We start from the raw sequence: 26281 nt of genomic DNA on the forward strand, positions 1-26281 counted from the left end.
ATATGATTTATTCATAGAAAAGTAAAGATATTATGTTCTACAGAAACGGCCCGAATACCAGTAATGGGGATGAAAGAATATGATATTGGGTGGAAAAAAGCATCTGATCGGTCTCGACATCGGTTCTTCCTTTGTCAAGGCGGCTGAGGTAAAGATCTCTTCAAAGGGGAACGTTCTTAAAAAGTTCGGCATGGCAAAAATCCCCTATGGCGCGATAGCGGAAGATCGTATCGTCGATATGGATGGGGTTGCCGAAGTGATCCGGACCCTCTTAAAGACCCATAAGATCAGAGAGAAAAACGTGGCCATCTCCACCGGCGGCCACTCCGTGGTGATCAAGACGATCAACACATCCAAACAGCCGGAGAACGAACTGCATAAAACCATTTACTCCGAAGCGGAGCAGTATATCCCCTACGACATTGACGACGTCAATATCGATTATCAAATCCTGGGGGGGAGTGAGTTCTCGCCGGAGCAGATGAATGTTCTTCTGGTGGCGGTGAAAAAGGATCTGGTTGCAGAATACATAGAACTCATTCAGACCGCGGGGCTCAACCCCAAAATAATAGACGTGGATACCTTTGCCCTCCAGAACATATATGAAGCCCTGCCCCACCGGGAACCCGAGGAAATCGCCATGTTGGTGGACGTGGGGGCTTCCAAAACCTCTTTGAATATCCTCAAGGGAACCAATTCCATCATGATGCGGGATAACGTATCTGGAACCAATCAGATCGTTGAGGGTCTGTCATCCAGGCTTGAGATCAGCGTTCAGGACGCCGAAAATATGCTCGCCCAGGGAAATGGTGAAGAGGGAGATCTTATCCGTGAAATCAGTGCAGATATATCAAATACCTGGTGTTCGGAGATCTGCGAGGTGATCAATGCCTTTCAGAACAACACCAATGAGGAAAAATTGGGGAAGATACTGCTCAGCGGAGGGGGAAGCCTTGTCAAGGGATTTGCCGAGAACCTTCAATCCGAAGTGGATGCAAGGGTGGCGGTCCTGGACCCCTTTGGCGGACTGGTTCTGGATTCAAAAAAATTTCCGGACTCTTTCATAACCAAGGTGGGACCCCAGGCACCGATTGCCTTGGGACTTGCTCTAAGACGGGTGGATGACAAATGATACGAGTCAATCTTTTACCTTTCAGACTGGAAAGGAAAAAGGAAAATATTCGCCGGCAGGTTTCGATATTTTTCCTTTTAATTTTATTTTCCGCCCTGGTGCTGGTCTGGTACACCCTGAGCGTGGACAGGACCATCCGAGAGACCCGGCAGCAAACCGAGGTGGTGAAAGGCCAGATTACCAAGTATAAGAAAAAGGCGGACCGGGTTACCCTGATCAAGAAACAACTTAAAATCCTGGAGAACAAACTTCAGATCGTGGAATCCCTTAAAACCCGGCGGAAGGACCAGCTGGACCTGCTTGAAATTCTGCCCGGTCAGATTGTGCCGGGAAGGATGTGGATCGAGAGCCTGAAATCCGATGCCGCCAGCGTGGTGATCACGGGAATTTCTTTTGACAACCCGACCATCGCCGATTTCATGAAGAACCTTGAAGCCTCAAGCCGGTTTTCCCAGATTAATCTGAAAAGATCCAAAATCAAGAAAATGGGCAATGATGTCATGCTCAAGTCCTTTGAACTGGTCTGCATGAAAAAGGTATCCCAGCCCCAGGGGAACGATACCAAAAAGAAAAAGGGAAAGTAATGGCAGAAGACGCAGCAGAAAACAAAAAAGACAAACTCAAGGAACAACTTGCCGGTTTGTTCACAAAAATCGGCAAATTGACCCGGCTCCAGAGGCTGTTGATCTGCGTGGGCACATTTGTATTGATCGGAGGGGCGTACTTTTATTTTATTTATCTTCCCAGGAGCGAAGAATTAGACCGGGTAAAGCAGGAGTATAAGGCCCAGTCCGAAAAATTGAAGACCTATCAGATCAAGGCCAAGGCCCTGGCAAAATGGGAAAAGAAGATGGAAGAGGTGCAAGGGGAATTCAATATCGCCACCAAAGCCCTGCCCGACAAAAGGGAACTGCCGGCCATGCTGACCGGTGTTTCCAAAGCCGGATCCAATGCAGGTCTGGAGTTTTTGCTTTTCCAGCCCGATGCCGAGCAGAACAAGGAATTTTATAAGGAAATCCCCCTGTCCATGAAGGTGGAAGGCTCTTACCACCAGATTGCGAATTTCTTTTTCCAGATGGCCCACATGAACCGGATCATCAATATCACAAACATGTCCATGAAGCAGAAGACCCAGGGGCCGGATCTCATTGAGATGAGCTGCACGGCAGTCACCTATATGTTTGTGGATTCGTCGGGAAAAGAGCAGGGTAAAAAAACAGGCAAGAAAAAGAAAAGAGGATAATCCTGACATGAGATTGAGTAAAATACTGGCTGTGACGGTTTGGGTTTTCTGTTGTGCCTTTTTGTTCTCATGTGAGAAAGGAACCCCACAGAAAAAAGCTCAGGCGCCGGCTCAGGTATCCGGGGCCATCTCAAAGACCGTGAGCAAAGCAGAACCGCCCAAGACCGGGCAAAAGGTTCCTGTAAAGAAGGCCGAGACCCAATCAATTGAAAAGATTTCCAAATCCCTTGAGGATAAGAATCAGGCCACAATCATGGAACTGGTCATGGGTCAGGACATGAAGTACAGCTCCAAGGGGAAAATAGACCCCTTCACTCCCCTGGTCCGGGAAAAAGAGGCAAGTCCTCCCCAGGCGAACGGAGCTTTACCGGAAGAAGAGCCCAAGAGGGTTTTGACCCCCCTGGAAAAAATGGAGCTCAGCCAGCTCAAGCTTGTGGCGGTGATCCTCATGGAAAATAAAAAAATTGCCATGGTGGAAGAGGCAACGGGCAAGGGGTATGAGGTCGGGATCGGAACCTATATGGGAAAGGATTCGGGTCAGGTGACCCAGATCAATCAAAGCAGCATCATTATCAAGGAAATCGTTAAAGATTATAAGGGGAACCGCAAGGAGCGTTTCCAGGAAATGAAACTTCATAAAAGAGATAGCGGGGAATAATATGCCTTTTTTTCAGTTTAATACAAGCATTTATCGGGTGATGATCGGCTGTTTGTTTCTGGCTCTATCCCTGGCTCCGGGGTGTGTTTCCCAGGAAACTGAAAATGTCGAAACCATGGAAAAACAGAGCGCTTCCATGGAAAAAGAAACTCTGGACATTGCGGACTCCCAGATCAGCGAAAACCCGCTTATCCAGTCGGTTCGCATTCAACGGACAGGCCAGGGGGTTGAGGCACTGATCCTTGGCAACCGGGAGCTTAAGGGCTACACCTCCATTAAACAGGCCTTTCCCTTTGGAATTGCCGTTTATCTGTCCGGAACCGGAATTGACAAGGACATGGGTCTTGATTTCAAAGAGGATGATCTGGTTCAGGACGTGAAGGTCGGATATGCTGACCAGGACCAGACCACCGCCAAAGTGGAAATTCTTTTAAAACAGGATATTTCCTATGAAGTCAAGGAGGAGGATGCCGCCCTGAGACTGGTTTTTTCCAAAAAACAGGGTGACAGCATAAGCCTGGCGGGCGGGAACCAGGAGCCGGCCGGGAGCATGGAAGAAGATTTCCCGTCAGCCGCCAGCCAAACCGGCTCAGAGGTTGTGGTTCCAGACACCAGGGCCCGGCTCACGGATATCCGTTTTGATACGGCCAGGAGCGGCCGGTCAGACATCCTCGTGGAAACCAGCCATCCTGTGAAGTATGAGCTTGTTCCCAAAAGCCCCGAAATCATAGACCTTAATCTCTATAATACCCTTATCCCGGATTATCACCAAAGATCCCTGAAAACCCAGTATTTTGATTCAGCTGTTGAAGAGATCATTCCCACGGCCGGGAAGGGCACGGACTCTAAAATTCAGATCCATGTCCGGGATCAGGTTCCCTACAGGGTGTTTCAGAACAAGAATTTAATATCTGTCTTATTTGAACCCTCTGATACCCAGCCACCGGTATTTGATAAAGCCGTAAAAACGGCCGGTGCGGGCCAGACCGCTCCCATACCTCCAGGCAACGCTGGGACGGCCCCGGCTCCGGCGGCAGACAACCAAGATTCCATGGGGGGCATGCTGGACGCTAGGCCAGTCTACACCGGCGAGAAAATCAAACTCGATTTCTATGAAACCGATGTAAAGAACGTTTTCCGAATTCTGAGGAGCGTCAGCGGTTTGAATTTTGCCATTGATAAGGATGTCCAGGGCAAGGTGACCATGACCCTTGAGGAGCCGGTTCCCTGGGATCAGGTCCTGGACCTGGTCCTTAAAATGAACAGCCTGGGGAAAAAAATGGAAGGGAATGTGATCCGGATTGCCACCCTGGAGACCCTGAAAACCGAAGAACTGGCCAGGCAGGATGCCATTGCCGCCATCAAGAAATCCCAGGAACAAAAAGAGAGTCTTGAGCCCCTGATTACCGAGTATATCCCCATCAACTATTCAGATGCAGCCAAAGATATCGAGCCCCATATCAAACCCATCCTGACCAAGGAACGGGGAAATCTGTCCGTTGACCAGCGGACCAATATGATCATCGTCACGGATACCCAGGCCAAGGTCGATCATATCCTGGAGATGATTTACAGGCTGGATACGGTGACTCCCCAGATCATCATTGAGGCAAAAATCGTGGAGGTGACCAAGAAATTTTCCAGGAAGCTGGGAATCGGATGGAACCTTTCCAATGCTTCGGGGGCTACCTCGGGTTTTATCGACGATTTTGACTTATCGCTCAATAGTTCCGGAATCGCCGGGGATTTTTCATTTTTCAGGCTGTTCGGCTCATCCGTCACTGCACTGAACGCTCAGCTGGAGGCATCAGAGGAACAGGGAGACGTGAAGATCGTCTCTTCTCCCCGGATTCTGACCCTGGACAATAAAAAGGCCAGGATCAAGCAAGGGGTGGAGTATGCCTATCTGGAGAGGGATGATTCCGGCGGATCCTCCGTCAAATTCAAGGACATTGACCTGCTCCTGGAGGTGACCCCCCATGTTACCCCGGATAAGAGGATCTCAATGACGGTCAAGCTGACCAAAAATGATCTCGCCGGCGAAACCACAACCGGGGTTCCGACCCTTAACACCAATGAGGCGGAAACCGAACTGCTGGTCAACAACCAGGACACCGTGGTCATCGGTGGGATTGTCAAAACAACCAAAACAGATAATAATAAAGGTCTTCCCTTTCTCACCGGAATCCCGGTTCTGGGCCACTTGTTCGGAAGCACCTCAAAGGAAGATGACAGAAACGAACTGCTCATCTTCATGACCCCGTCCATTGTCCAGCTTGAACAAAAACGGAATGTCAGGGCAACCTCGGATTAATTACGGCTCTGCCTGAGAGAATGAACCCTGATGTTGTAACCATTGGAAAGGTTTCAGTTCCAAAACAATCGGAACTGAAACCTTTCCGGTTTTTGGAGGCCGGGGTTATTTCAGTTCGGATATCTTTTCATCGGCTTTTCTGGCCAGCCCGGAATTTTTCGGCGAAAGATGTCTGACCTTTTTCCATGATCGCAGGGCCTTTGTGCGATCTCCTTTTTTTTCGTAGGCCTGGGCAAGGTCGGCGAGGAAAATGGCTGTTTTCGGAGACCGGTTAAGACAGGTGTGAAGGTAATCAAGGGCCCTGTCCGTCTGACCGGTCTGAAGATAGACCTGAGCCAGTCCGTGGGAGGCGGTGACAAATCCGGGAAAAAGATCAAGGGATTTTTTAAAATAGGTTTCCGCCCTGGAAAATTCTTTTTTTTCCAGATATGCCCAGCCGATATTTGAAAGGGGAAAATGGGGGGTGGGATATAGAAGGTTGCCCAAAAGACTTTTAAATGTCTCTATGGCCAGGTCCCATTTGTTTTGCCTCAGGTAGGCAGCCCCTAAATTGTTTACGGCATCCATGTAATCCGGTTTCAGATTCAAGGCCTTTTTAAAAGAGGCGGCTGCCAAATCATTTCTTTTTTTGCCCATATATGCCAGCCCCAGGCTGTTGTGAAGATAGGGGTCGTCGGGGATGCTCTTTTCAGCTTCGAGCAGCTTGGTCAGGGCGACGGTATAATTCCCCTGCCTGAGAAAGATCTCCCCTTCCGTTTTAATGGCCTGGCCGATATTGGTTTGGTTGGGGCGATGGGCAGACCCGGCACAGGAAATCAGAAAAAATCCTGCAAGAATTAAAAATAGAAAATTCTTCATTGCGATAATTCCCCGTATGGTTTTAATTTAATTGAATCAGGTCAATGTTTTCAGAGGTCAAAAAATCCTGGGCAGAGGAGTCAAGGGGAGTCCAGGAAATGAAAAGCTTTTTATCATTTCCCAGGGCATAGATTCCTGAAATGGTTTCCACCATTCCCTGCCGGGTAAAAGGGGGATCTTCCCAGGTGGTATAGCCCAGGTGGGCCAGCAGGGTGACGCAGATCTCCCTTGCCGTGAGGTCGGGTGAAACAAACAGGACATCATATCCCCGCTTCGTCAGAGCATCGATTGCAAGTCCAAATACTTTTCCCGCATTAATGAGAAGATCGGCCCGGTCTTTGAAAATTATCCTCCCCAACAGGGCTGACATCTCGATATTTTCCACGGAAAAGAGGACTTTTTCTTCCGGATGATAGGTAAGCCCCATGGCGGGCAGAAGACCTCCGAGCACATCATCCAGAGAGGCGGGTACACGGACACCCTGTTCCCTGGCCAGGGTTTCGGCTTCGTGAATAACCTGATTTATTCCCATGGTTTTCAACTGAGCCCAGTAAGATTTAACGCTTTGGAGCAATAAATCGTCAAAGGAGTTCTCCCGGGGCAGAATTAATATTCTGCCCTGGTCCCCGGTTTCAATGACCGGAGTTCTGGAAAGATCCAACTCCACATCGGGGAGGGGAGGTTTTCCCGGGAAATGCATGGTTCCCTGGTTGATGATGGTACCCTGAATCAGCGAGGCATAGCGTTTCAACTGCTGTATCTTATGCTCCTGGACTACGGGCAGGGCTTTTATCTGCTTTTCAAGGGCGGGGGAATTTTGTCCTGTCATGAAGGTGGTCCCCTGCTCAAGAAAGGATTCAAACCAGGACTGGGACAGAATGGCCGGATCCGGTATTTTGACCCGGGATCCCCGGTAAACGATGTCGATATCTTTTACATCGGGATTGAGGCGGGAGAAAACCTCTTTTCCCTGGGCAGATACTCCGCCCCCTTTTTTCAGGAAGGCAGAGTCCAAAAGTTCGGAAACGGTGTCTCCGGGCTGGACGGTGTGTTCGGTAATAAAGGAGGATAGAGAATTCCGGGGTTCCGGAGCCGAGGAGAATTCAACCACTGGAACCTCCACAATGCCTTGGCTGTCCTGTTCATAGGATTTTTTATTTATCCGTTTCAGGGGGATGAGGATATTGATTCCCGGCAATATGGCGTCAATATTGTTGATGTCGGGGTTGATGCTTTTAAATATCTTTAAAAAGAAGGGGAAATCCTTTTCCGAAATTTCCCCTTTCTGCCTGAAGATCTTATAGAGCCAGTCATCTTTTTTAACGATATAGGGCTCGCAAAGGAAATCCTTACCTTCAAAGGCAAAGATGGAATACTGTTTATAGGAGGTTTTTACCGTTTTGGCATCCAGGGATCCGGTTCTGCCCGGGAGGATACAAAGCAGGCTTAGGACCAAAAAGGCAAGCATGGTTCCGGACGATTTTTTAGGGTAAAATACTTTCATCATTTACTTGGGTGAAGCGCCAGTTTTTTTGCGATTTTTCCGGCAATATCCTTTACAAAGACTTTAAAGTCCCGATCGTTCAATCTTTTTTCCTGGGACGGCACCATTTGGGGATCGTCCGGTGAAATCAATTCCGGCAGATTGATAAACCCCGGATCCGGCTGGATCTGATATGCCTCCGGGATTTGCTTTTTAAAGTAGAGGTCCTGGAACTCGGAAAATTTAATGGCATGGGCCGTGGCGTCCAGAATAGCGGTCTCCTTTTGAGAGACCAGGTTCAGTTCATGGGCCCGGACCAGTCCGGCAAGACATTCTCCTCCCTGGGTGCAGGTGATATGGCCGTTTTTGTTGGCCGTCAGCTGCCAGTCCATTATAGATTGTTCCCTGACCTGGACGAAAAAAACATTCTGGCCGCCCGAAGCCCGGTTGTACTTCCTGGTGATTCCAATGACCCGGGGCATGGAAACCGGGTTGCCGATCATGGCGGCCTGGGCCACGCTGGGCCGGGTGTCAACAGGCCTGAACTTTCTTTTGTCCTCGTCGGGTTCAAGGTAGTATTGAAAAACCGGATCTGCATGTTCCGACTGAACCCCGATGATTTTCGGAAGCCGGTCTATGATCCCGGCATCCAGGAATTTCAAAAATCCGTTCATGACGGCGGAGATATTGCCGGCATTGCCGATGGGAACCACCACGACCTTGTTCTCCATGTCCCAGTCGAAATCCTGGGCGATTTCGTAAGAAAAGGATTCCTGTCCCAGGATTCGCCAGGCGTTTTTGGAATTGAGGAGCACTACGGCATACCGGGAGGAAAGGTATTCGACGATTTTCATGCAGTCATCAAACACTCCAGGAATCTCAAAGACGTTGGCCCCGCTTCCCAGGGGCTGGGAAAGCTGCTGGGTGGTGACCTTTTTATGGGGCAGAAGAACCGCAGACTTGATCAATCCTCCCAGGTAGGATGAATAAAGGGCTGCAGCCGCTGAAGTGTCGCCGGTGGAGGCGCATACGGCAATGACATCGGATACCAGGTTTTGGTCAAGAAGATACTTGATGCTGGACAGGGCGCTGGCCATGCCCCTGTCCTTAAAAGATGCACTGGGATTCTGACCGTCATTTTTATAGAAAAAATTGAGTCCGGTTTTCTCCCGGAGAAAAGGGCTGGCCTCAACCACCGGTGTATGACCTTCTCCCAGGTAGATGATGGAACTGAGGGGAATCTCAGGACCGATAAATTCATGGTATCGATAGATGCCTTTGAGGGCGGGGATCTTGAGCATTTTTCGATAATCCAGAATTCTCTGCCAGGTTTTTCCGGGGATTTTTTTCAGGTCCTTGGCATTTCTGTCATGGATAAGAAGCACCTGGCTGCATTCGCTGCAGACATAGAGAAGCCGGGTAACGGGAAACTCGGCGCCGCAGCCCAGACATTTATAGTAGAGTTCCCCCCGGGGCTCGGGGATGATATGGGGCCGGATATCCTCCGGAAAGAGATCAAGATTCATTTTGGATAACCGTCTGGCCCCCCATGTACGGAATCAGAGCTTCGGGCACCTTAACGGTTCCGTCTGCCTGTTGATAATTTTCAAGAATGGCGGCAAATGTCCTTCCCACTGCCAGGCCTGATCCGTTCAGGGTATGGCAGAACTCCGTCTTCTTGGCATTTTTTCTCTTAAACCGGATATTGGCCCTCCGGGCCTGAAAATCGAGGCAGTTGCTGCAGGATGATATTTCCCTGTACTTGTCCTGCCCCGGCATCCAGACCTCAATGTCATAGGTTTTTGTGGCTGAAAACCCCAGATCGCCGGTGCACAGGGTCACCACCCGGTAGGGCAGTTCCAGACGCTGGAGAATGGTTTCCGCATTGGATAAGAGGGATTCCAGCTCATCAAAGGAGGATTCAGGAGTGCAGACTTTGACCATCTCCACTTTATTGAACTGGTGCTGGCGGATCAATCCCTTGGTATCCCGTCCGTAGGAACCGGCCTCGGATCTGAAGCAGGGGGTATAGGCGGTAAATTTCAAAGGAAGCTGGTCCTCGGTAAGGATCTCCCGGGCATAGATATTGGTGATGGGAACCTCGGAGGTGGGAATCAGGTAGTAATCCCACCCTTCCAGCTTGAACAGATCCTCTTCAAACTTGGGTAGCTGACCGGTTCCGGTCATGGTGGTCCGGTTGACGATAAAAGGGGGGAGAGCCTCTTTGTATCCGTGTTCCAGGGTATGGATGTCCAGCATAAAGTTGATCAGGGCCCGTTCCATCCTGGCCCCGGAACCCAGGTAGAGGGGAAACCTGGATCCGGCCAATTTGGTTGCCCTTCCAAGATCCAGAATTCCTAGGTCTTCCCCTATATCTCCATGATCCTTAACGGGAAAATCAAATTCCGGGAGAATGCCCTGGGTTTTTTCCAGGCGGTTTTCGGTATCGTCCTTTCCCTTGGGCACGTCATCATGGGGCAGGTTGGGAAGTGTGATTAAAAAATTGTTAATGGTTTCCTCAACCCCGGACAGGTCTTTGTCAAGATCTTTGATCCTCTCGGAAACTTTGCGCATTTTTTCTATACTGGACTGGGCATCCTGACCCGATTTTTTCATTTGAGCGATTTCATCGGAAGCCGTATTCCTCTCGTGTCGAAGCTCTTCGATTTCCATGAGTAGGGCTTTTCTTTTTGCTTCATTTTCAAGGAATTCTGAGAAATCAATGTCTGCTCCCCTTTTTTCCATTCCTTTTTGTACAATGTTCAAGTCATTTGTTATCTGTTTTATATCTAACATTTCGATCCTTGCGTTTACCGGTTTGCGGGTTGCCAATATCATATCTGATAAGATTCTTCACAATTTTACTCTGATAGCACGGGGCCTGTAAACAGTCAATGATTATTGCAGGTTGACAAGCGGGGTCATGTGTATAATATTTCTTAAAAACTTTTTAGCCCAAGGAAAAATGAATTATGGAAGAAATGAAAAACACAAAAAACAGCGTGCTGGCTCAGGTCGATGAAAGGTTCGGCGCTCTAACGGAAGAAGAACTGGGAAAAAAGTCTGAAGCCATTGAAGAAAAGCTGTTTGAATTTGCTAACTTTATGGAATCCCAGCTGTCACTTTTATATACTCCCTTAAATAGTAAAATTATCCAGACCGAGTCCATCATTGAAAGAACTCTCCAGATTGAAAAGGGAGTTATCCTGCCCGTATTCACCGAGGCAAAAAATTCCTTTCTTCTTTATAAAATCAGTGATTTTGCCAAGGACCTTGTCATCAACTCAGATGGTATCCTGGAACCTGACCCGGGCCGGTGCAAGAAGATCTTCCTGGAAGAGGTGGACATTGCCATCATTCCCGGGCTTGCATTTGATGATAAGGGCGGCCGGGTGGGGTTTGGCAATAATTACTATACCAAACTGATCACCAAACTGCCGGAAACCTGCAGAAAGGTGGCTCTTGCCTATGAAGAGCAGATGGTGGATCAGGTCCACATGGAATCAAGGAAGTTCACCCTGGATATTATTATTACGGATGAGCGTGTAATCTATAAGATATAGAATTTCCTCTTAAGAGAGGGGAGAATCATCTTTTCCGGGATTGAGGGCAGTCTGGAAGCGCTTCAGGTCCGGGGTTTTTCCCATGACAATGACCGTGTCCTTGGGCTCGATCAGGGTTTCAAAGTGAGGATTAAAATGCATTTCCCCCGATTCTTTTTTGATGGAGATGATGATCAGGTTGAAGTCCTGGCGGATACCCGAATCTTTCAACGCCACATTGGTATACCGGGAGGATGACGGGACAAAGAGTTCTTCGATCTGGATGGCATCATGTTTCCTGGAGAGAGCGGTATCCAGAAAGCTTCTCACACTGGGCCTCAGAAGCTTCAAACCCATGGACATGGCCCCGGTATCATAGGGCGATTCCACCTTGTTGGCTCCGGCCACCAGAAGTTTTTTCCTGACATCGGGACTGGAGGCCCTGGCCATGATATAAATATCCGGATTGAGCTGCCGTGCCGTCAAGACCAGGAAGACATTTGCCGTATCCGTGGCCAGACAGGCCACAAGAAATCCGGCCCTTTCTATCCCCGCCTTTAGCAGAAGCTCTTCATCGGAGGCATCCCCGATGATATGATGGATCTTGTCTTTACTGAGCGCATCCCGGAGGGATTCTTCCTGTTCAACGACCAGAAGATTGTCGGTTTCCTCGTTGATCAGATTGCAAAGGACCCTGCCGATACGGCCGTAACCACAGACTATATAATGACCTTTGAGTTTTTGTATTTTTTTGTCCAACCGCTGCCTCCCTAGCAATGTTTTTATTTCACCCTCAATGATGGATTTGCTGATGACGCTGACCAGGTAAAGATAATACCCCCCGCCGGTGAAAATCAGGATAATGGTAAAGATCTTGCCAAAGTGATGGGTTTCATGGACCTCCATGAATCCCACAGTGCTCAGGGTGATGGCCGTCATATAAGCGGCATCCAGAAAACTCCAGTCCTCGATGAGCATATATCCTGAAATGCCGACTCCAAAAATACAGACGGCAGCCAATATGGCGATTTCAATTTTGATAAGGGGCTTCATAAGGGGTATAAATACGTTTGTTTGCGGGAAAAAGCAAGTATGTAATGGCCGGCTCCCATGGTCGCTATCTTCTTGACGGGGGACGGGCTTGCTGATATTAAGGGGTTCATGAATGACGAACCCAAAAAATTTGCCAATTGGCGCAGGGAAATGGTTGAACGGCAGATCATTGCCAGGGGTGTGACCGATCCCCTTGTGACCGATGCCATGAATAGGGTCCCCCGCCACTTGTTCGTGAGCGAGGCCCTTGTGGACAGCGCCTATGGTGACTTCCCCCTGCCCATTGGCGAGGGACAGACCATTTCCCAGCCTTATATCATTGCCGAAATGACCCAGTGCCTTGAACTGCAGGGAACGGAACGGGTGCTTGAAATCGGCACCGGGTCAGGCTACCAGGCGGCCGTTCTGTCCCGGATCGTTTACAAGGTCTATACCATTGAACGGAACAACACCCTTTTTCTCCAGACCCGGAAATTGTTTGACCGGCTCAAGTATCATAATATCGTTACCCGGTACTCCGACGGCACCCAGGGGTGGCAGGAAGAAAGCCCCTTTGACGCCATCATCGTCACTGCCGGAGGAAACCAGGTTCCCCCTCCCCTGGTGGATCAGCTTGCCGTGGGGGGATGCCTGGTCATGCCCGTGGGGGGACAGCTTACCCAGGATCTGATCAAGTTGAAAAAGACCGAGTCCGGGGTGGAAACCACCAATCTGGGCGGATGCCGCTTTGTCAAGCTCATCGGTCAGCACGGATGGAGCCAATAGGCCGGGACTATGAAAGAAAAAGGCTCACGGGCTTCCCTTGTCAAGGAACTGCTCATGGGGTTCTGCCTGGGGACTGCCAATATCATTCCCGGGGTCTCCGGAGGTACCTTTCTCCTTATCTTCAAGATCTATGAACGTGTATTTGCCGTTCTGGACCGGATCACCCGAGCAACCCTGCTTACCTTTTCAGGATTGATTTTTTCCCTGGTAAAAGAAGGCGGCTCCAGAGCCGCTTTTAAAGCGCTTGGGGATTTTTTAAGGGAGAACGATTTCCTGTTCCTTTTCAAACTCATCGCAGGCGCCGTGGCAGCCATCCTTGCCCTTTCGAGCCTGATGAAATATCTGCTGATCCACCATTTTTCCATGACCTATTCCCTGTTCTTCGGCCTGATCCTGGTATCTGTAATCATCCCGGTGAAGATGATCCGGTCCAGAAGGGCGGGATTGATTTTCTGGGCAGTCCTGGGTGCGGGACTGACCCTCATGGTGGCCTGCCAGGTCAATCCCTATGACAAGGTCAAAATAAAGTCGGATCATTATAAACTTCAGTATGAACAGACCGAAGCCAAAGATCCGGGAGCCCTCCCCGTGGAAAAAGGGCAGCCGGTATCTACCGGTAAATATACGGGAAAAGAGTATGCATATGCCGTGTTCTGCGGGGCCGTGTCCATCTCGGCCATGGTCCTGCCCGGCATCAGCGGCTCCCTGGTTCTCATCCTCATGGGGGCATACTTTGACGTTATCTCCGCCATTTCCGCACTAAAAGATCTTCATTTGGAACCCCTTTTGTTTCTGGGCTCCTTTGGTATGGGCCTGGTGTTTGGCGGCCTTTTGTTTGCCAAGCTGATCAATTACGTGCTCCGGCGGCATTACGATTCGACCATGGCCTTTCTGACGGGCCTGATGGGGGGATCCCTATATGCTTTATGGCCGTTTAAAAAAGTCATGATCATGGCAGAGCAGTACGTTAAGCAGGACGGAGGGATCGCTGTCCTGAACAATGTAAGTGTATACACCAATATCAATATCCTTCCCCAGTCAGGGGTCCAGACAGGGCTCTCCCTTCTCTTTTTTTGCGCCGGCTGTGCTGTCATGTACGGTTTTGTCCGTCTGGAATCATAAATAATTAATTGACTTTTATTTCATTCAAATTCTATTATCATAAAAATTCGTGAATCAGGAATAAGGTCCGGTTGGATTGTACCTGTCGACCTCATGATTTTCTAACCATGTAAATCCGGTTTTTCCGGATACTGGGAAAAATATGAATAAAAGAACACAGCGTGATGAGACCATTGCAAACGCCATTTCTCTGGAAATTTTAAATTCAGGCTTTAAATTCCCCCCCATGCCGGCCAATGGACCGAAGCTGATGCAGCTTGTTCGACAACCCGTTGAAAAGATCGATACGGATGAGTTGATCAAATTAATTGAGCCGGATCCGGGGATCTATTCCATGGTGCTGCAATTGGCTAATTCCATCTACTTCAAAGGGGTGGAAGATGTGGTCAGTTTGCGTTCGGCCATAGGCCGGGTGGGATTGAAAGAGGCCATCGAATCCGTTAATTTTTATTTTTTCCAGCGCATGCTTCCCGAAATTCCTGAAATCGAGGGATTTTCTGTCAAACATTATTGGGCATTTTCCTGGGCATGTGCGGTTGCGGCCAGGCGTCTGGGACACCCAAACCTGGGGCTGAACGTTCTGCCCGGAGAGTTGTATATTGCCGGACTCCTCCATGGCATCGGCAAATTGATCTTTGCCATCAATCATCCTGACCGGTTTTCAAGGTGTATTCAGATGGCCCGCCAGGAAGAACTGCCCCTCCATGTCATTGAACTGGAAGAATTCGGCACCACCGATGCCCTGGTGGCATCCAAGCTTCTGGGGGTCTGGAATATCCCCGCAGGCGTTATTGCCGGCGTCCGGCACTATCAGGATCCCGGGGCTGCGCCCAAGGACTCCAGGGACATTGCGGCCCTGATCCAGTATGCTTACAGTCTTGCCGCCGTATCCGGGATCGGCGCCAATGGGGACGGAATAATCATGCCACCCGAATCCACCTGGATTTTGAAAGAATCCAGGTCTCTGCTGACCAAAACCGAGATACGGGAACCTATCACCCGGGAGATCTTCCAGGTCCTGGAAGAAAAATCCGAAAGCGTAACCGGGGTCTCTTCCAAAGACAAACAAGACTCCCCGGCCCTTCCCGGCAAAGGCCGGCCCGGTCCAGGTCCAGCCGTGGATCCGGAGAAAAAGGGTCTCTTCTCCTGGGTGAAGTCTATTTTTACTTAATTTTTCCGGGGTGTTGCCAAGGGAGAAGTGGCCTAGGGGGTTTCGATTTTTATCCGGGCGCTGATACAGGCATGACAGGATCCGGACCTGATCCGGGCGGCATCGGAAAGGGAAATTACCCCGGTCAGGTCCTTTGTTCCTGATTCTTGGACAAAAAGCCGGTGAATGTCGGAAAAGATCATGATTCTGATGGCATCTTCCAATAACTGGTCTGATCCGCAGGTCTGAACCGGGGAAGACATGATGGCCTGTACGGGCTCTCCGGGGTCGGTCCCGCGCCGGTAGGCCAATGTCAGATCTGTTTTGGATATCACCCCGCAGGGAGTCTTGTCTTTGTCAATAATCAGGATGGCCCCGAACCGGTAAAAGGACAGCTCTTCTATGGCCCGGGAGATGGGAAGGCCCTTTATCACCGATTTGATTTCCCGGGTCATGATCTCCTTGACAAGAATCCGTTGGACTTCCTTCCGGGCTGGGCTGTTTTTTGTCCGGACATGGCCGTATTCGCAGTTGTGACAATACTGGTAAAGCAGACCGACGATATCGGGGTAGGCCAGGGAGCCGATGACCCGGTCTCCTCCCTTTTCCAGGACATAGAGCCGGTATATGCCCATGGACCGCATGGTATCCAGGGCCTTGTCAATGGCGTCCTGGTATGAACAGAAAAGGGGCGGACTGCTCATGATATCCTTTATCGGGGTGTCCAGGGGAAAACCGGCATAGTAAGCCCCCATGATATCGGTCTTGGATAAAACTCCCGAGGGTCTTTCTTCCCGGTCCGTGGCCAGAAGGCCGTTGACCTTGTATTTGGTCAGGGCATTGATTCCTCCGGCAATGGAAGCATCCTGGTCCAGCCGGATCACCTGGCGGCGCATGGCCCGGCTGACGGCGAGTCCGGTCAATGTTTTTTTTTCTGATCCCGGCATGGTTTACTCCGTAAACCGGTCAAGGAAATTGTAGAAAAGGTCAGAGATGTAGACGATCCCCAGAATCTTTTCCTCTTCCACCACGGGAAGGCGCCGGACATGTTTCTTGATCATCAGGTCCAGGACCATGAGAATATGGGTCTGGGGGGCAACGGTGATGATATCCGGGGTCATGATATCCCCCACCAGTATGGATCGGGTCTTGTCAAAGGCTTTTTCAATGATGCCGGCCATGTCTATATCCTCCATCCGGCCCCAGATATGGATATGCTTGGGCCTCATGAAAAGGAGGATGTCATACATGGAGATCATACCGGCCAATTGGCCGGAATCGTCAATAACCATCATGCCGAAGACTTTACGGCCCTCAAGTTCTGCGGCAGTCTTAAATAATTTTACGGCCTCTGCCACAGGTGTCGTGGGCGTTAGTGTATGAAATTTCGAGGTCATGATGTCCCGGGCTGTTCTTTGCATGATCTGATCCTTTCCAGTGAACGGGCAGGTTTCAAGGAGTCGCATTGAACATTACACCAATCTATATAATACGGAATCCGGGTAAAAAAAAGGGTTTTTATCAGGTTTTTAAACGGGTTGGCTTTTCAGGATTTTATTGTTCCTCGGGGGGAAATGCCACCACTTCGTCAATGGAGCCGGCGTCGCAGAAGAGCATGACCAGGCGGTCCAACCCCAGTGCGATTCCGGCGGCTTCGGGCATGGATCCAAGGTCGGAAAGGAATTTTTCAGGCAGGGGCAGACCGTCCATGCCCCTGGCACTCCGAACCCGGTTCTCCTGTTCAAACCGGCTGCGTTGGATTTTGGGGTCAATGAGTTCTGTAAATCCGTTGGCCAGTTCGATCCCGGCCATATAAAGCTCAAATCTCTGGGCCAGATTTGAATTGTCCGGCTTGAGCCGGGCCAGGGAGGCCATGGAAGCCGGGTAGTCAAGCAGGATGCAGGGCTGTTCCAGGCCCAGACAAGGTTCGATCTCAAAGCCCATGATCTCGTCGAACCTGCCCGACTCCAGGGCCTGGTCCATGGACAGGGAAGCGTATTCCCTGAAGGCCTGGGCCACGGTGAGTCTTTTGAAATCCGGGGCCAGGTCGAGGATTCTGCCCCGGCAGGCCAGCCTTGTGTCCATGTCCAGTCCCCGGGAAATGTGGCGTATCAGATCCTGGCACTGGTCCATGAGATCCTCATAGGTTTCCCGGGCCCCGTACCATTCGAGGAGGGTCAGTTCGGGCAGGTGAAACCGCCCCCTTTCATTGCTTCGGAAGCACTTGCAGATCTGGAAGATCTTTGGGATTCCCCGGGAAAGGAGCCGTTTCATATAAAGTTCCGGCGAGGCCTGGAGGTACAGGGGGGATTCTCCGGAAAAGGCCCTTGCCGGGTCGATGTGGGCCTCGGGAATAATGGCCGGTCCCATGACGGGGGTTTCCACTTCCAAATATCCGTTTTGAATAAAAAAGTCCCTTGTGAGCCGGATCACAAGGGACCTTGTCCTTAGATTTTTAATACTCCCGGTAAGGAAAAAGTCCTTCCGGACTCCCTCCTTTCTGCTCTGGCTGTTCCCGCTGATAACCGTTCTCGCTATTTTTTGATCAGGTACTGGTCCTTGGGACGGTCCTGGAGGCAGATCCGGTTGTACTTGGCCGGGTCGGCCTTGTCAAAGAACTCATATCCCTTTTCAATACAGGAGGCACAGGCATTGATGGGAATGTGCACCCCCAGAAGGTGTCTTCCCGGTGCGGCCTGTGAGTCAATTTCAAAACTTCCGCCGCAGTCCCTGCAGATCCAGATCTTTTCCTTCTGGCGTTCAAAGATGTTGTCCGTGTCATAGAAGATTTCCCGGTGGCGGACCTGGAGTTCTCCCGGGGTTCCGGCCTTTTCCCTCAGGGATTCTCTCTGGGCCCAGTAGGCGTTGATTTGGTCCGTGGTCTTTTTAATCTTGTCTGTGATGCTCACGGACTGCTTGAGTTTTTCCGGGTTGTAGTCCGGTTCCACCACGCCCGAGTAATCGATTCCGGCCATGGCCAGAATGATGCCTAAATTGACATATGGAAGGGCTCCCTCAATGGCGTATCCGCCTTCCAGAACGGCAATGTCCGGCTTTAACAGGGTGGTCAGCTGGGCATATCCCTGGGCGGAAAAATTCATATTGGTCAAAGGATCGGTGTAGTGGTTGTCCTGACCTGCTGAGTTGACCACGAGATCGGGCTTGAATTCATCCAGCACCGGCAGGACACAGTTCCGGATCACGTACAAATAGCCTTCGGTGGAGGTGCCCGGAGGCAGGGGAATGTTCAGGTTGGATCCCCTGGCGTTGGGCCCGCCCAGTTCCCCGGGAAAACCGGTGCCCGGGTACATGGTCCGGCCGTCCTGGTGAAGGGAGATGAAAAGGACATCCGGATCATGCCAGTAAATGTCGTTGGTGCCGTCTCCATGGTGGCAGTCCGTGTCAATGATGGCGATTTTTTTCAGGCCGTATTTGGACCGGATGTGCTCCACCATGATCGCCTCCATATTGATATGGCAGAATCCCCTGCCGCCGTGGGATACCCGCATGGAGTGATGGCCCGGGGGCCTGACAAGGGCGAATCCGTTTTTGACTTCCCGGGTCAGAACGGCATCGGCAATGGCTTTGGCCCCGCCTGCACTGATGAGATGGGATTCTGTGGTGATGCTCTTTTCGTCCGGGACACAGAAGTGGGTTCTCTGGATATCCTCCGGGGTGGCCAGATCGGGTTTGTATTCAATGATGCCGGGAATGTCAAAAATTCCCTCCTCGGTGACCTGGTCCTGGGTGTAGAGGAGCCGTTCCTCCCGTTCGGGATGGGTGGGATCAATGGCCCAGTCAAAGGCAGGGAAAAATACGAGTCCTGTTTTATTTGATGCTTTTAACATGATTCCCTCTCAACTTGATTGTAAAACCGTATCATAGCCTTTGATGAGACCCGGTTTGAGCTGAATTTTGGTCCTGAATATTTTCCCCTTGGGCGAAAAATTTCTGACGATATTGAACTGCTGGAACTCAACCACCTCCACTTCATCCAGGTTTTCAGCATCCGCACCTGAATTGACGGCCTTTTCCTTTAAGAGTCCATAGGCGGTCTCAATGAGATCGTCTTCTGAAAATGTCTTTGAGATCGGTTCTGCGAAATCCTCTTCATGGGCAGTGACAATACCCTGTTCCGTATCTGCATTCAGGGAAACCTCACAGGTGGTTCTGGCACAGGCCGCCCCGATGGCGTTGGCAACGGAAGATTCCGGAACCGCCAGGGTTTCAATCTGATAGAGTTCTTCAATCTTTTTTGCAAAGTACTCGGACGGGCCGCCTAAAATAAGGATTTTCTCGGGGCTGAGCTTATACCCCTCCAGAAATTCATGGACCGTGTAAACCGGTTTTGAATTGATCTGATCGATCATTTCAAAGGTCTTTTTAAGGATAATGGAACAGCAGCGTTTAAAGATCATTTCAGCCGCCTCCAGATCCGTCAGCCCCAATTGTTCCGCAATTTCATGGATGCCCTGAGCGGCTTTTTCCCGGTCCCCCTGGTCCATGAGGCCTAGGACAACCAGGGCGTCCGTCGGGGTGGGCACAGGTCCGCCAAAGGCCATGGCCGGCCCTTTCCGGTCGGGTCCGATAATTAATTGGCCATGATCCACCCGGAGGACCGAATCCCCTCCGATCCCCTTGGAATCGGTTCTCAGGGACCGGATCAGGCTCTTGTACTGTCCCCGCTGGATCCCCACCGGCTCCAGAATCGGAGCCCTGTCCACCAGAAAGGCGATATCCGTCGTGGTTCCCCCGATATCCAGGACAATGGCATCCTGGCCTTTGGGTGCATGGGGGATGGCTCCCATGATGCTGGCAGCCGGGCCGGAAAGAACGGTTTGTCCCGGGAAGTCCATGGAGGACTCCAGGGTCATGGTGCCCCCGTCGGCTTTTAGGATCTGGATGGGCACGGTCAGGCCCATTTTTTCAAGGGAGTTTTCAACCGCCTCAAAAAAGGATTTATGAAGGGAAAATACAGCGGCATTTAAATGGGTGGTGGCGATTCTCCTGGGAAAGTTGAGGTTGCCGGAAACATGGTGGCCCAGGAAAACCTTTTTAAAGTACTTGTTCAGGATCCGCTTGATCAGGATTTCATGGGAGGGATTTCTGACACAGAATTTGCTGACCACGCCCACATATTCCACCCCCGCCTTTTTGAGCTTTTTGGCTATGTCCTTGATCTGAATTTCGTTTACCGGGGCCTTTTCACGGCCCCTGTGATTGATGGATCCGGCAACGGGATAATAATGTTCTCCTGTACGAAAGAATTCGGGATCAATGCCCGGGCCGGCGGAAACAATCATGCCCACGGGCTCCATGGTCTGCTGGACAATGGCGTTGGTGGTCAAAGTGGTTGAGATCACTACCCGTTCGACCTGCTTGGGATCAATGTCGTCTATGAGCCGGGTAAATCCTGAAAGTACACTTTTGAACAAATCGTCAGGGTCTGTGGGGACTTTTATCTTTTTTTCAATGCCCGTACTGCTGATAAGAACAGCATCCGTATGTGTGCCGCCAACATCTAGACCAATAATCATGGCACCTTCCTAAATTTCTTTTGGTTTTATCAACCCTTGGTTACGCTAGTGTAACACTGCGGAGCTTGTCAGAAAAAGCAGGGGTTGTCAATGAAGTTTTCTCTGGTTTTCCAGAATATTTCCCGGCTTTTAAAGAGCCAGGATTGATGGTATAAGCCAGTCAGGAAAAGATATAAACAACCTTTAAGGAGTGGCCATGGAAGTCGTTAAGTGGACCGGGAAAGAAGGGGTTGCCGTCATTGAAATGTGCAACAAGGCAAATAAGCATAATCTTGAATTTGCAGAACAGATGAACCAATGTCTTGACCAGGTGCTGGATGACAGGGATCTTTTTTCCATTGTTCTCACCTCTTCGGATGAGAAGAATTTCTCCCAGGGCATTGATGTGGAATGGCTGGGACAAAAATTTGCTGAAAAGGATTTTGCCGCCATAAAATCCTTTATGTACGGGATGAACAATATTTTTAAAAGATTGCTTCTCATGCCCATGCCGGTGATCGCCGCCATCAATGGCCATGCCTTTGGGAACGGAGCCATTCTCTCCTGTGCCTGTGATTTCAGATTCATGAAAAAGGACAGGGGGTTTTTCTGCTTTCCCGAGGTGGATGTCAATATTCCCTTTCTTCCCGGAATGATCTCCTTTGTCAGAAAGGCCGTGCCGGAACCTCTGTTCAACGAGATGATTTTGTCGGGGAAGCGGATGACCGCGCCCCAGCTGGAACAGGGGGGTGTGATCCTGAAGGCATGTGAAAACCGGGAAGCCCTGATGGCCGATGCCCTTGAATACGCGGGGACCTATAAAAAACCCAGGCCCATATTTGGAGAGTTGAAGAAAAGGATGCACAAAGAGATCATCCGGGTCATTGTAGAGGAAGACCCAGAGTTTATAGAGCCTCTCAACCTGATGACGGGTCATTAAACAGACAAATTTAGGCTCCCCTTGTCAAGCCGGATGGAATTCAGGCTCATGACCAACCATGCGGCAGCCATTGCCTTCAGTTCCGAAATCATGGCTGGTCCATGGTGATCTCAAAATAGTGATCGAACAAGCCTTCTTGCTTCATGGTTTTGAGAATCCCGGCGACTTTCGGCACAAGGGAGGCATGCTTCTTATGCAAATACGCATAGGCTTTGACTTCCTGCATGATGCCCGCTTGATACAGGGTGGACACATCGAATTTATCGGGATTCAGCCTCTTCATCGTTTCAATGATGGTAAACTCGACATCCACATACAGATCCGTGCGCCTCGTGATAAGCTTTTTCAACCCCTGCTCCGCAGAGGTCACGTCCGATAAATGTTCTGCCGGGACGACCAGGGACAATTTGTTTTTGGACAGTTTTACTCCCCGGCGGTATTCCACGTTAAAGGTCGTATTTTTCAAGCTCTTCCATCCATTGAGCACGAGTCCTGGTTTGACGGTATATGCGACAAAGTTCGTCGAATACAATGCTTCCTCCACGCGGATCAGATTCGGATGATCTCTCTGATACTCAAAGACCCGGCTTATCTCTCCATCAACCTTGCCCGCATCGGACATTGCACTCGCGCGTGCCGCCGGGTATCCATCATATTGAAACTCATACCCAAGCCTGCGAAAGGCTTCGGTAAAGACAAGGGTTAACCATTGTCCATACATTGAGCTTTTGACACCTTTCGTTCCGACCAAAATCATCCTGCCGGCAGCTTCACTTGGTATTGAGAAGGTGGTAGCGAACAGAAAAGTGATCACACACATTCCAACCATGCGTTGAAGGTTGTTCTTGTTCATTTGATCTCCATCAAAATCGAAAGGGAAAGCCTTGAATCGAGATATTCATGCACACTCGTCACAGACTAGTTCATCCATGCGGATAGCATTAACCAACCCTCCTTCCGGTGGCTTTTTTTCATTTCTTGAGATTGATATCGCCATCTTCTGATCATGTCCGAAAAAGCAGAGGTGAGTTTCTTTTCCAGATGATACCATATTTTTTGATGATGGGCGAGTGATTTTCCGCCATCTTTCGAGTGAGGATCAATATTCGGGGATGATCAGTTTTTAAATTTCAGAAAAAGATCAGAGTTGCTGTTTCGAGCGCGCCTTAGCCAACTCAATGAATTTCTCGCATATGGGTGATCTGACCCGTTTGGCGTGGTAGGTGAGATAAAAGAAACGGTTCAGGTCAAGACCTTCGACGGAAAGTGCGGCCAGTTTTTTCTGCTGGATATAATCTTCAACGGCAATGGTCGAGAGAATGGAGATTCCCAGGTGGTTAAGGATGCCCTGGATCACGGCGATGGAGCTGCCCATGGTAATGCCCGCCTTGAGTTTTTCGGAATCATACCCGCCGTCATCCATACTCTTGAGGATGGACTGCCAGGTGCCGGACCCTTTTTCCCTGGAAATAAAGGCCTGGGTAAAGAGTTCGGAACAGGGAACAGAGGCTTTGTCCGCCCACTCATGGTCACAGGGAACAATGAGCTTCATCTCATCGGACAGCAGTTTTTCCTGAACAATGGCCGGATCCTCGGTTTTTGCCCCCACAATCCCCAGTTCAATCCTTCCCCTTTTCACCTCATGGATGATCTGGTGGGTGTCCCCTGTATTCAGGGACAGGGATACATCGGGGAAGGCCTTCATAAAAGGACCCATCACCCTTGGAAGAATATAGCCTGCCGGAATGGTGCTTCCTCCGATACATAACTCTCCCCGGGTCTGCCCCAGAAAATCAAACATGGCCACCTCGGTCTGATCCTTGATCTCCAGAAGCTGTTTTGAGTATTTGTAGAGGATACGGCCGGCCTTTGTGGGCTCGGTGGTCTTTCCCAGCCTGTCCAGAAGCCGGCATTGGAAATGGTCCTCCAGCTCTTTGATATGGGTGGATACGGTGGGTTGGGAAAGGTTGACCGTTTCGGAGGCCTTGGAGAAACTCTGAAGGTCGACCACGGCGACAAATATTTTGAGCTGCCATAAATCCATGTTATTTCTCCACAGTCTCTATGGTGGTTTTAAGCTTGGGAAATTTTTCCATGAGTTTGAACTTGACAGGCTCGGGAACCATGTCTGAAATATCCCCCCCGAATTCCGCGGCCTCTTTGATAATGGAGGAACTGGTAAATATCCAGCGCAGCCCCGTCATCAGAAAAACAGACTGAACATCCTTGTATAATTTTCTGTTCATCAATGCCATCTGGAATTCATTTTCAAAGTCGGATATGGCCCGCATACCCCTGATGATGGCAACGGCATTTTTTGTTTTTGCATAGTCCACCGTGAGGCCGTCAAAAGAATCCACCAGCAGGCAGTCATTGCCGTTAAAACTCTCCCGGATCATCCCAACCCGTTCCCCGGTGGTGAACAGGGATTTTTTGGCGGGGTTGTGCAGGATGGCTACAATCACCTTGTCGAAAATTTCAAGGGCCCGCTGGATAACGTCAACATGGCCGTTGGTTAGGGGGTCAAATGAACCTGGGTAGATGGCAATTCTCGATTTTTCCATGGGTCTCCTCAGTCAAAGGTCCGGGTCAAAAGGGAAATTCTGGTCTTTGAGTATTTTTTTTGCCGTGAAATGTCAAGCCCGTTCAGGGATTCGGGAAGGCTTTCTTTGACAGAATGCTCTGCCACAATCATCCCTCCGGGAGATAAGAGGCCTTTTAGTGATTCTTTTTCCAGGGTTTTTCTAAGATATCCCATATTATAGGGGGGATCCATGAAAATCAGATCAAAGGGAGGGGCTTTTATCCGTTCGGGAAAAGGATGTGAGATAATGTCCAGGCAGATCAATTCTGCTCTATCGGTGAAGCGGCACAGGTCGATATTCTTTTGGATGACCCGGCAGGCGCTTTGGGACCGGTCCGTGAAAACCGCATGGCCGGCACCCCGGCTCAGGGCCTCAAGCCCCAGGGCCCCGGTTCCGGCAAAGAGATCCAAAACCCTGGCCTGTTTAACCCTGGGGCCCAGGATGCTGAACAGGGCCTCCCTCACCCGGTCCGAGGTGGGCCGGATATCCTGACCCTGGATCTGGATCAACTTTCGTCCCCTGCATGTGCCGCTGATGATCCTCATCCGATCAGCCCATTCTTTTTTTGATAAACCGGGCACTGGTACCGATTTTTTTTGCCGCGATCTGGATGTCCCCCTGGCTCTGTTCCAGTTTTCTTAAGATATACTCTTTTTCAAAGTTCTTCCGGGCTTCCTCAAGGTTGTCAATGCTGAACAGCCACCTTCTTTCGGAGGTGGTTTCTCCGGGAACCTGGGGGGTGTAGGGGTGGGGGATATCCTTTACGTGGATTGTCTTGTCCTTAACCATGATGAAAAGCCGTTCCAAAAGGTTTTTCAACTCCCTGACATTGCCCTGCCAGGGATGCCGGGCCAGCAGGTCAACAGCCTCCTTGGAAATCGACTTCCGGCTTCCCGTGTTCTGCAGGGCCAGGTTGTCCAGAAAAGTATCCACCAGCAAAGGAATATCTTCCTTTCTTTCCCGTAAAGGGGGGACGTGGATGGGAATAACATTGAGCCTGAAAAACAGGTCTTCCCTGAAGGTTCCCTTTTCAATCTCCGCTTCAAGGTCCTTGTTTGTGGAGGTGATGAGCCTTACATCCATGTGAAGAGTCCGCCCCCCGCCGATCCGCTGGAAGGTCTTTGATTCAAGGGCCCTTAGGATCTTTGCCTGGGTATTGATGTTCATGTCTCCGATTTCATCCAGGAAAAGGGTCCCCCCCGAGGCCAGTTCGAATTTTCCCTTGTTTTTGGAAGTGGCCTTTTCAAAGGCCCCTTTTTCATGGCCAAAGAGTTCTGAATCAATATTTTCTTCGGGGATGGCTGCACAGTTGATGGCAATGAACGGGCCTTCGGGCCGGGTGCTGAACTGATGGATGGTCCGGGCCACCATCTCCTTGCCGGTTCCGTTTTCTCCGGTAATCAGGATGGAAGCATCCGAAGGCGAGGCGGCCATGACCTCGGAATAGAGCTTCTGGACGGCCGGGCTGGTGCCTGTGATGGAGTTCTTTTCAATGCTTTTTTTGCGCAGATAGATATTTTCCTCTTCCAGTTTTCTGAAATTCAGGGCGTTGTTGATGGTGACCATGACTTTGTCGATGGACAGGGGTTTTTCCAAAAAATCATAGGCCCCGGATTTTGTGGCGTCCACGGCGGACTCAATGGTGCCGTGGCCGGTGATCATCACCACCGGCAGGCTGGGAAAGCTTTTTTTGATCTCTTTCAGGGTTTCTATCCCGTCCATTCCCGGCATCCAGATATCGAGAAGAACGATATCCGGGGAGTCGGCCTCTATCTTCTGCAATGCCTCATACCCGTTGTAGGCATGCATGACTTCAAACCCGTCATCTGAAAGAATGCCTTCCAGAGATTCGATGATGGTGGTTTCATCGTCAACGATTAATACGGCTGGATACATATGATTTCCTTTCTGTAATCATCA

The 26281-nt window shown here is 50.2% G+C and carries 25 protein-coding genes; 10 read left to right on the forward strand and 15 right to left on the reverse strand.

Annotated elements, in window-relative coordinates; translation table 11 throughout:
- Window positions 1–79 precede the first annotated feature (79 nt).
- The 5 genes from pilM (at window position 80) to F608_RS0119055 (ending at window position 5347) form a co-directional block, all read left to right on the forward strand.
- Window positions 80–1132 (forward strand): type IV pilus assembly protein PilM, encoded by a 1053-nt coding sequence (gene pilM, locus F608_RS0119035; RefSeq protein WP_022667261.1) that lies wholly within the window; start codon window positions 80–82, stop codon window positions 1130–1132.
- Window positions 1129–1716 (forward strand): PilN domain-containing protein, encoded by a 588-nt coding sequence (locus F608_RS0119040; protein WP_022667262.1) that lies wholly within the window; start codon window positions 1129–1131, stop codon window positions 1714–1716. The genes pilM and F608_RS0119040 overlap by 4 nt, the downstream gene beginning before the upstream one ends.
- On the forward strand, window positions 1716–2375 hold the full coding sequence (locus tag F608_RS0119045; protein WP_022667263.1) for a type IV pilus inner membrane component PilO: 660 nt from the start codon (window positions 1716–1718) through the stop codon (window positions 2373–2375). The genes F608_RS0119040 and F608_RS0119045 overlap by 1 nt, the downstream gene beginning before the upstream one ends.
- Window positions 2376–2514: 139 nt before the next feature.
- Entirely contained in the window at window positions 2515–3033 is a 519-nt protein-coding gene (locus F608_RS35065) for a pilus assembly protein PilP (RefSeq protein ID WP_161626875.1), read from the forward strand.
- Window position 3034: 1 nt separating this feature from the next.
- A complete protein-coding gene (locus tag F608_RS0119055) occupies window positions 3035–5347 on the forward strand; it encodes a type IV pilus secretin PilQ (protein WP_022667266.1) in 2313 nt (770 codons plus the stop codon).
- A gap of 105 nt (window positions 5348–5452) precedes the next feature.
- On the opposite strand, the gene F608_RS0119060 is transcribed toward F608_RS0119055, so the two are convergent.
- From F608_RS0119060 to serS, 4 genes are read right to left on the reverse strand one after another with little or no spacing between them, the layout of a single operon-like run.
- Complete coding sequence (locus tag F608_RS0119060; RefSeq protein WP_022667269.1) at window positions 5453–6205, reverse strand: tetratricopeptide repeat protein; 753 nt, start codon at window positions 6203–6205, stop codon at window positions 5453–5455.
- 22 nt (window positions 6206–6227) lie between these two features.
- Window positions 6228–7712 (reverse strand): hypothetical protein, encoded by a 1485-nt coding sequence (locus F608_RS32590; RefSeq protein WP_022667270.1) that lies wholly within the window; start codon window positions 7710–7712, stop codon window positions 6228–6230.
- Complete coding sequence (thrC, locus tag F608_RS0119070; RefSeq protein WP_022667271.1) at window positions 7709–9214, reverse strand: threonine synthase; 1506 nt, start codon at window positions 9212–9214, stop codon at window positions 7709–7711. The genes F608_RS32590 and thrC overlap by 4 nt, the downstream gene beginning before the upstream one ends.
- Window positions 9204–10484, reverse strand: coding sequence for a serine--tRNA ligase (gene serS, locus F608_RS0119075; RefSeq protein WP_022667272.1), 1281 nt, complete (start codon window positions 10482–10484; stop codon window positions 9204–9206). Before serS ends, thrC begins: the two co-directional genes overlap by 11 nt.
- 176 nt (window positions 10485–10660) lie before the next feature.
- Here serS and F608_RS0119080 point away from each other — a divergent pair, with 176 nt between their 5' ends.
- On the forward strand, window positions 10661–11251 hold the full coding sequence (locus F608_RS0119080; protein WP_022667273.1) for a 5-formyltetrahydrofolate cyclo-ligase: 591 nt from the start codon (window positions 10661–10663) through the stop codon (window positions 11249–11251).
- A gap of 9 nt (window positions 11252–11260) precedes the next feature.
- Here F608_RS0119080 and F608_RS0119085 read toward each other — a convergent pair whose 3' ends face one another.
- On the reverse strand, window positions 11261–12283 hold the full coding sequence (locus F608_RS0119085) for a potassium channel family protein (protein WP_022667274.1): 1023 nt from the start codon (window positions 12281–12283) through the stop codon (window positions 11261–11263).
- 108 nt (window positions 12284–12391) lie between these two features.
- Here F608_RS0119085 and F608_RS0119090 point away from each other — a divergent pair, with 108 nt between their 5' ends.
- The 3 genes from F608_RS0119090 (at window position 12392) to F608_RS0119100 (ending at window position 15341) form a co-directional block, all read left to right on the forward strand.
- On the forward strand, window positions 12392–13048 hold the full coding sequence (locus tag F608_RS0119090) for a protein-L-isoaspartate(D-aspartate) O-methyltransferase (RefSeq protein WP_022667275.1): 657 nt from the start codon (window positions 12392–12394) through the stop codon (window positions 13046–13048).
- 9 nt (window positions 13049–13057) lie between these two features.
- Window positions 13058–14170 carry a DUF368 domain-containing protein gene (locus F608_RS0119095; RefSeq protein ID WP_022667276.1) on the forward strand — a complete coding sequence of 371 codons (1113 nt, stop codon included), beginning with the start codon at window positions 13058–13060 and terminating at the stop codon, window positions 14168–14170.
- A 142-nt stretch (window positions 14171–14312) separates the two neighbouring features.
- On the forward strand, window positions 14313–15341 hold the full coding sequence (locus F608_RS0119100; RefSeq protein ID WP_022667278.1) for an HDOD domain-containing protein: 1029 nt from the start codon (window positions 14313–14315) through the stop codon (window positions 15339–15341).
- Between the two features lie 32 nt (window positions 15342–15373).
- Here the strand turns inward: F608_RS0119100 and F608_RS35070 are convergent, their stop codons facing one another.
- The 5 genes from F608_RS35070 to F608_RS0119125 all read right to left on the reverse strand — a co-directional run bounded on the left by F608_RS35070 (window position 15374) and on the right by F608_RS0119125 (window position 20857).
- Entirely contained in the window at window positions 15374–16267 is an 894-nt protein-coding gene (locus tag F608_RS35070; protein WP_022667279.1) for a CBS domain-containing protein, read from the reverse strand.
- 3 nt (window positions 16268–16270) lie between these two features.
- A complete protein-coding gene (locus F608_RS0119110) occupies window positions 16271–16741 on the reverse strand; it encodes a CBS domain-containing protein (protein ID WP_022667280.1) in 471 nt (156 codons plus the stop codon).
- A 133-nt stretch (window positions 16742–16874) separates the two neighbouring features.
- Complete coding sequence (epmA, locus tag F608_RS0119115; RefSeq protein WP_027362910.1) at window positions 16875–17780, reverse strand: EF-P lysine aminoacylase EpmA; 906 nt, start codon at window positions 17778–17780, stop codon at window positions 16875–16877.
- A gap of 74 nt (window positions 17781–17854) precedes the next feature.
- Window positions 17855–19168: a histone deacetylase family protein gene (locus tag F608_RS0119120; RefSeq protein ID WP_022667282.1), complete on the reverse strand. Its 1314-nt coding sequence runs from the start codon at window positions 19166–19168 to the stop codon at window positions 17855–17857.
- A gap of 9 nt (window positions 19169–19177) precedes the next feature.
- Window positions 19178–20857: a hydantoinase/oxoprolinase family protein gene (locus F608_RS0119125; RefSeq protein WP_022667284.1), complete on the reverse strand. Its 1680-nt coding sequence runs from the start codon at window positions 20855–20857 to the stop codon at window positions 19178–19180.
- A 196-nt stretch (window positions 20858–21053) separates the two neighbouring features.
- Here F608_RS0119125 and F608_RS0119130 point away from each other — a divergent pair, with 196 nt between their 5' ends.
- Window positions 21054–21776, forward strand: a complete 723-nt coding sequence (locus F608_RS0119130) for an enoyl-CoA hydratase/isomerase family protein (protein ID WP_022667285.1) — start codon at window positions 21054–21056, stop codon at window positions 21774–21776.
- Between the two features lie 88 nt (window positions 21777–21864).
- On the opposite strand, the gene F608_RS32600 is transcribed toward F608_RS0119130, so the two are convergent.
- From F608_RS32600 to F608_RS0119160, 5 genes are all read right to left on the reverse strand, one after another.
- On the reverse strand, window positions 21865–22629 hold the full coding sequence (locus F608_RS32600) for a type 2 periplasmic-binding domain-containing protein (RefSeq protein WP_022667287.1): 765 nt from the start codon (window positions 22627–22629) through the stop codon (window positions 21865–21867).
- Window positions 22630–22917: 288 nt separating this feature from the next.
- Complete coding sequence (locus tag F608_RS0119145; RefSeq protein WP_022667288.1) at window positions 22918–23820, reverse strand: selenium metabolism-associated LysR family transcriptional regulator; 903 nt, start codon at window positions 23818–23820, stop codon at window positions 22918–22920.
- A gap of 1 nt (window position 23821) precedes the next feature.
- Window positions 23822–24340: a pantetheine-phosphate adenylyltransferase gene (coaD, locus tag F608_RS0119150; protein WP_022667289.1), complete on the reverse strand. Its 519-nt coding sequence runs from the start codon at window positions 24338–24340 to the stop codon at window positions 23822–23824.
- A gap of 8 nt (window positions 24341–24348) precedes the next feature.
- Window positions 24349–24870 (reverse strand): 16S rRNA (guanine(966)-N(2))-methyltransferase RsmD, encoded by a 522-nt coding sequence (gene rsmD, locus F608_RS0119155; RefSeq protein ID WP_244154308.1) that lies wholly within the window; start codon window positions 24868–24870, stop codon window positions 24349–24351.
- Window positions 24871–24910: 40 nt separating this feature from the next.
- On the reverse strand, window positions 24911–26257 hold the full coding sequence (locus F608_RS0119160) for a sigma-54-dependent transcriptional regulator (protein WP_022667292.1): 1347 nt from the start codon (window positions 26255–26257) through the stop codon (window positions 24911–24913).
- Between the last annotated feature and the right edge of the window lie 24 nt (window positions 26258–26281).

The sequence above is a fragment of the Desulfospira joergensenii DSM 10085 genome, from assembly GCF_000420085.1.
Classification (GTDB): Bacteria; Desulfobacterota; Desulfobacteria; order Desulfobacterales; family Desulfobacteraceae; genus Desulfospira; species Desulfospira joergensenii.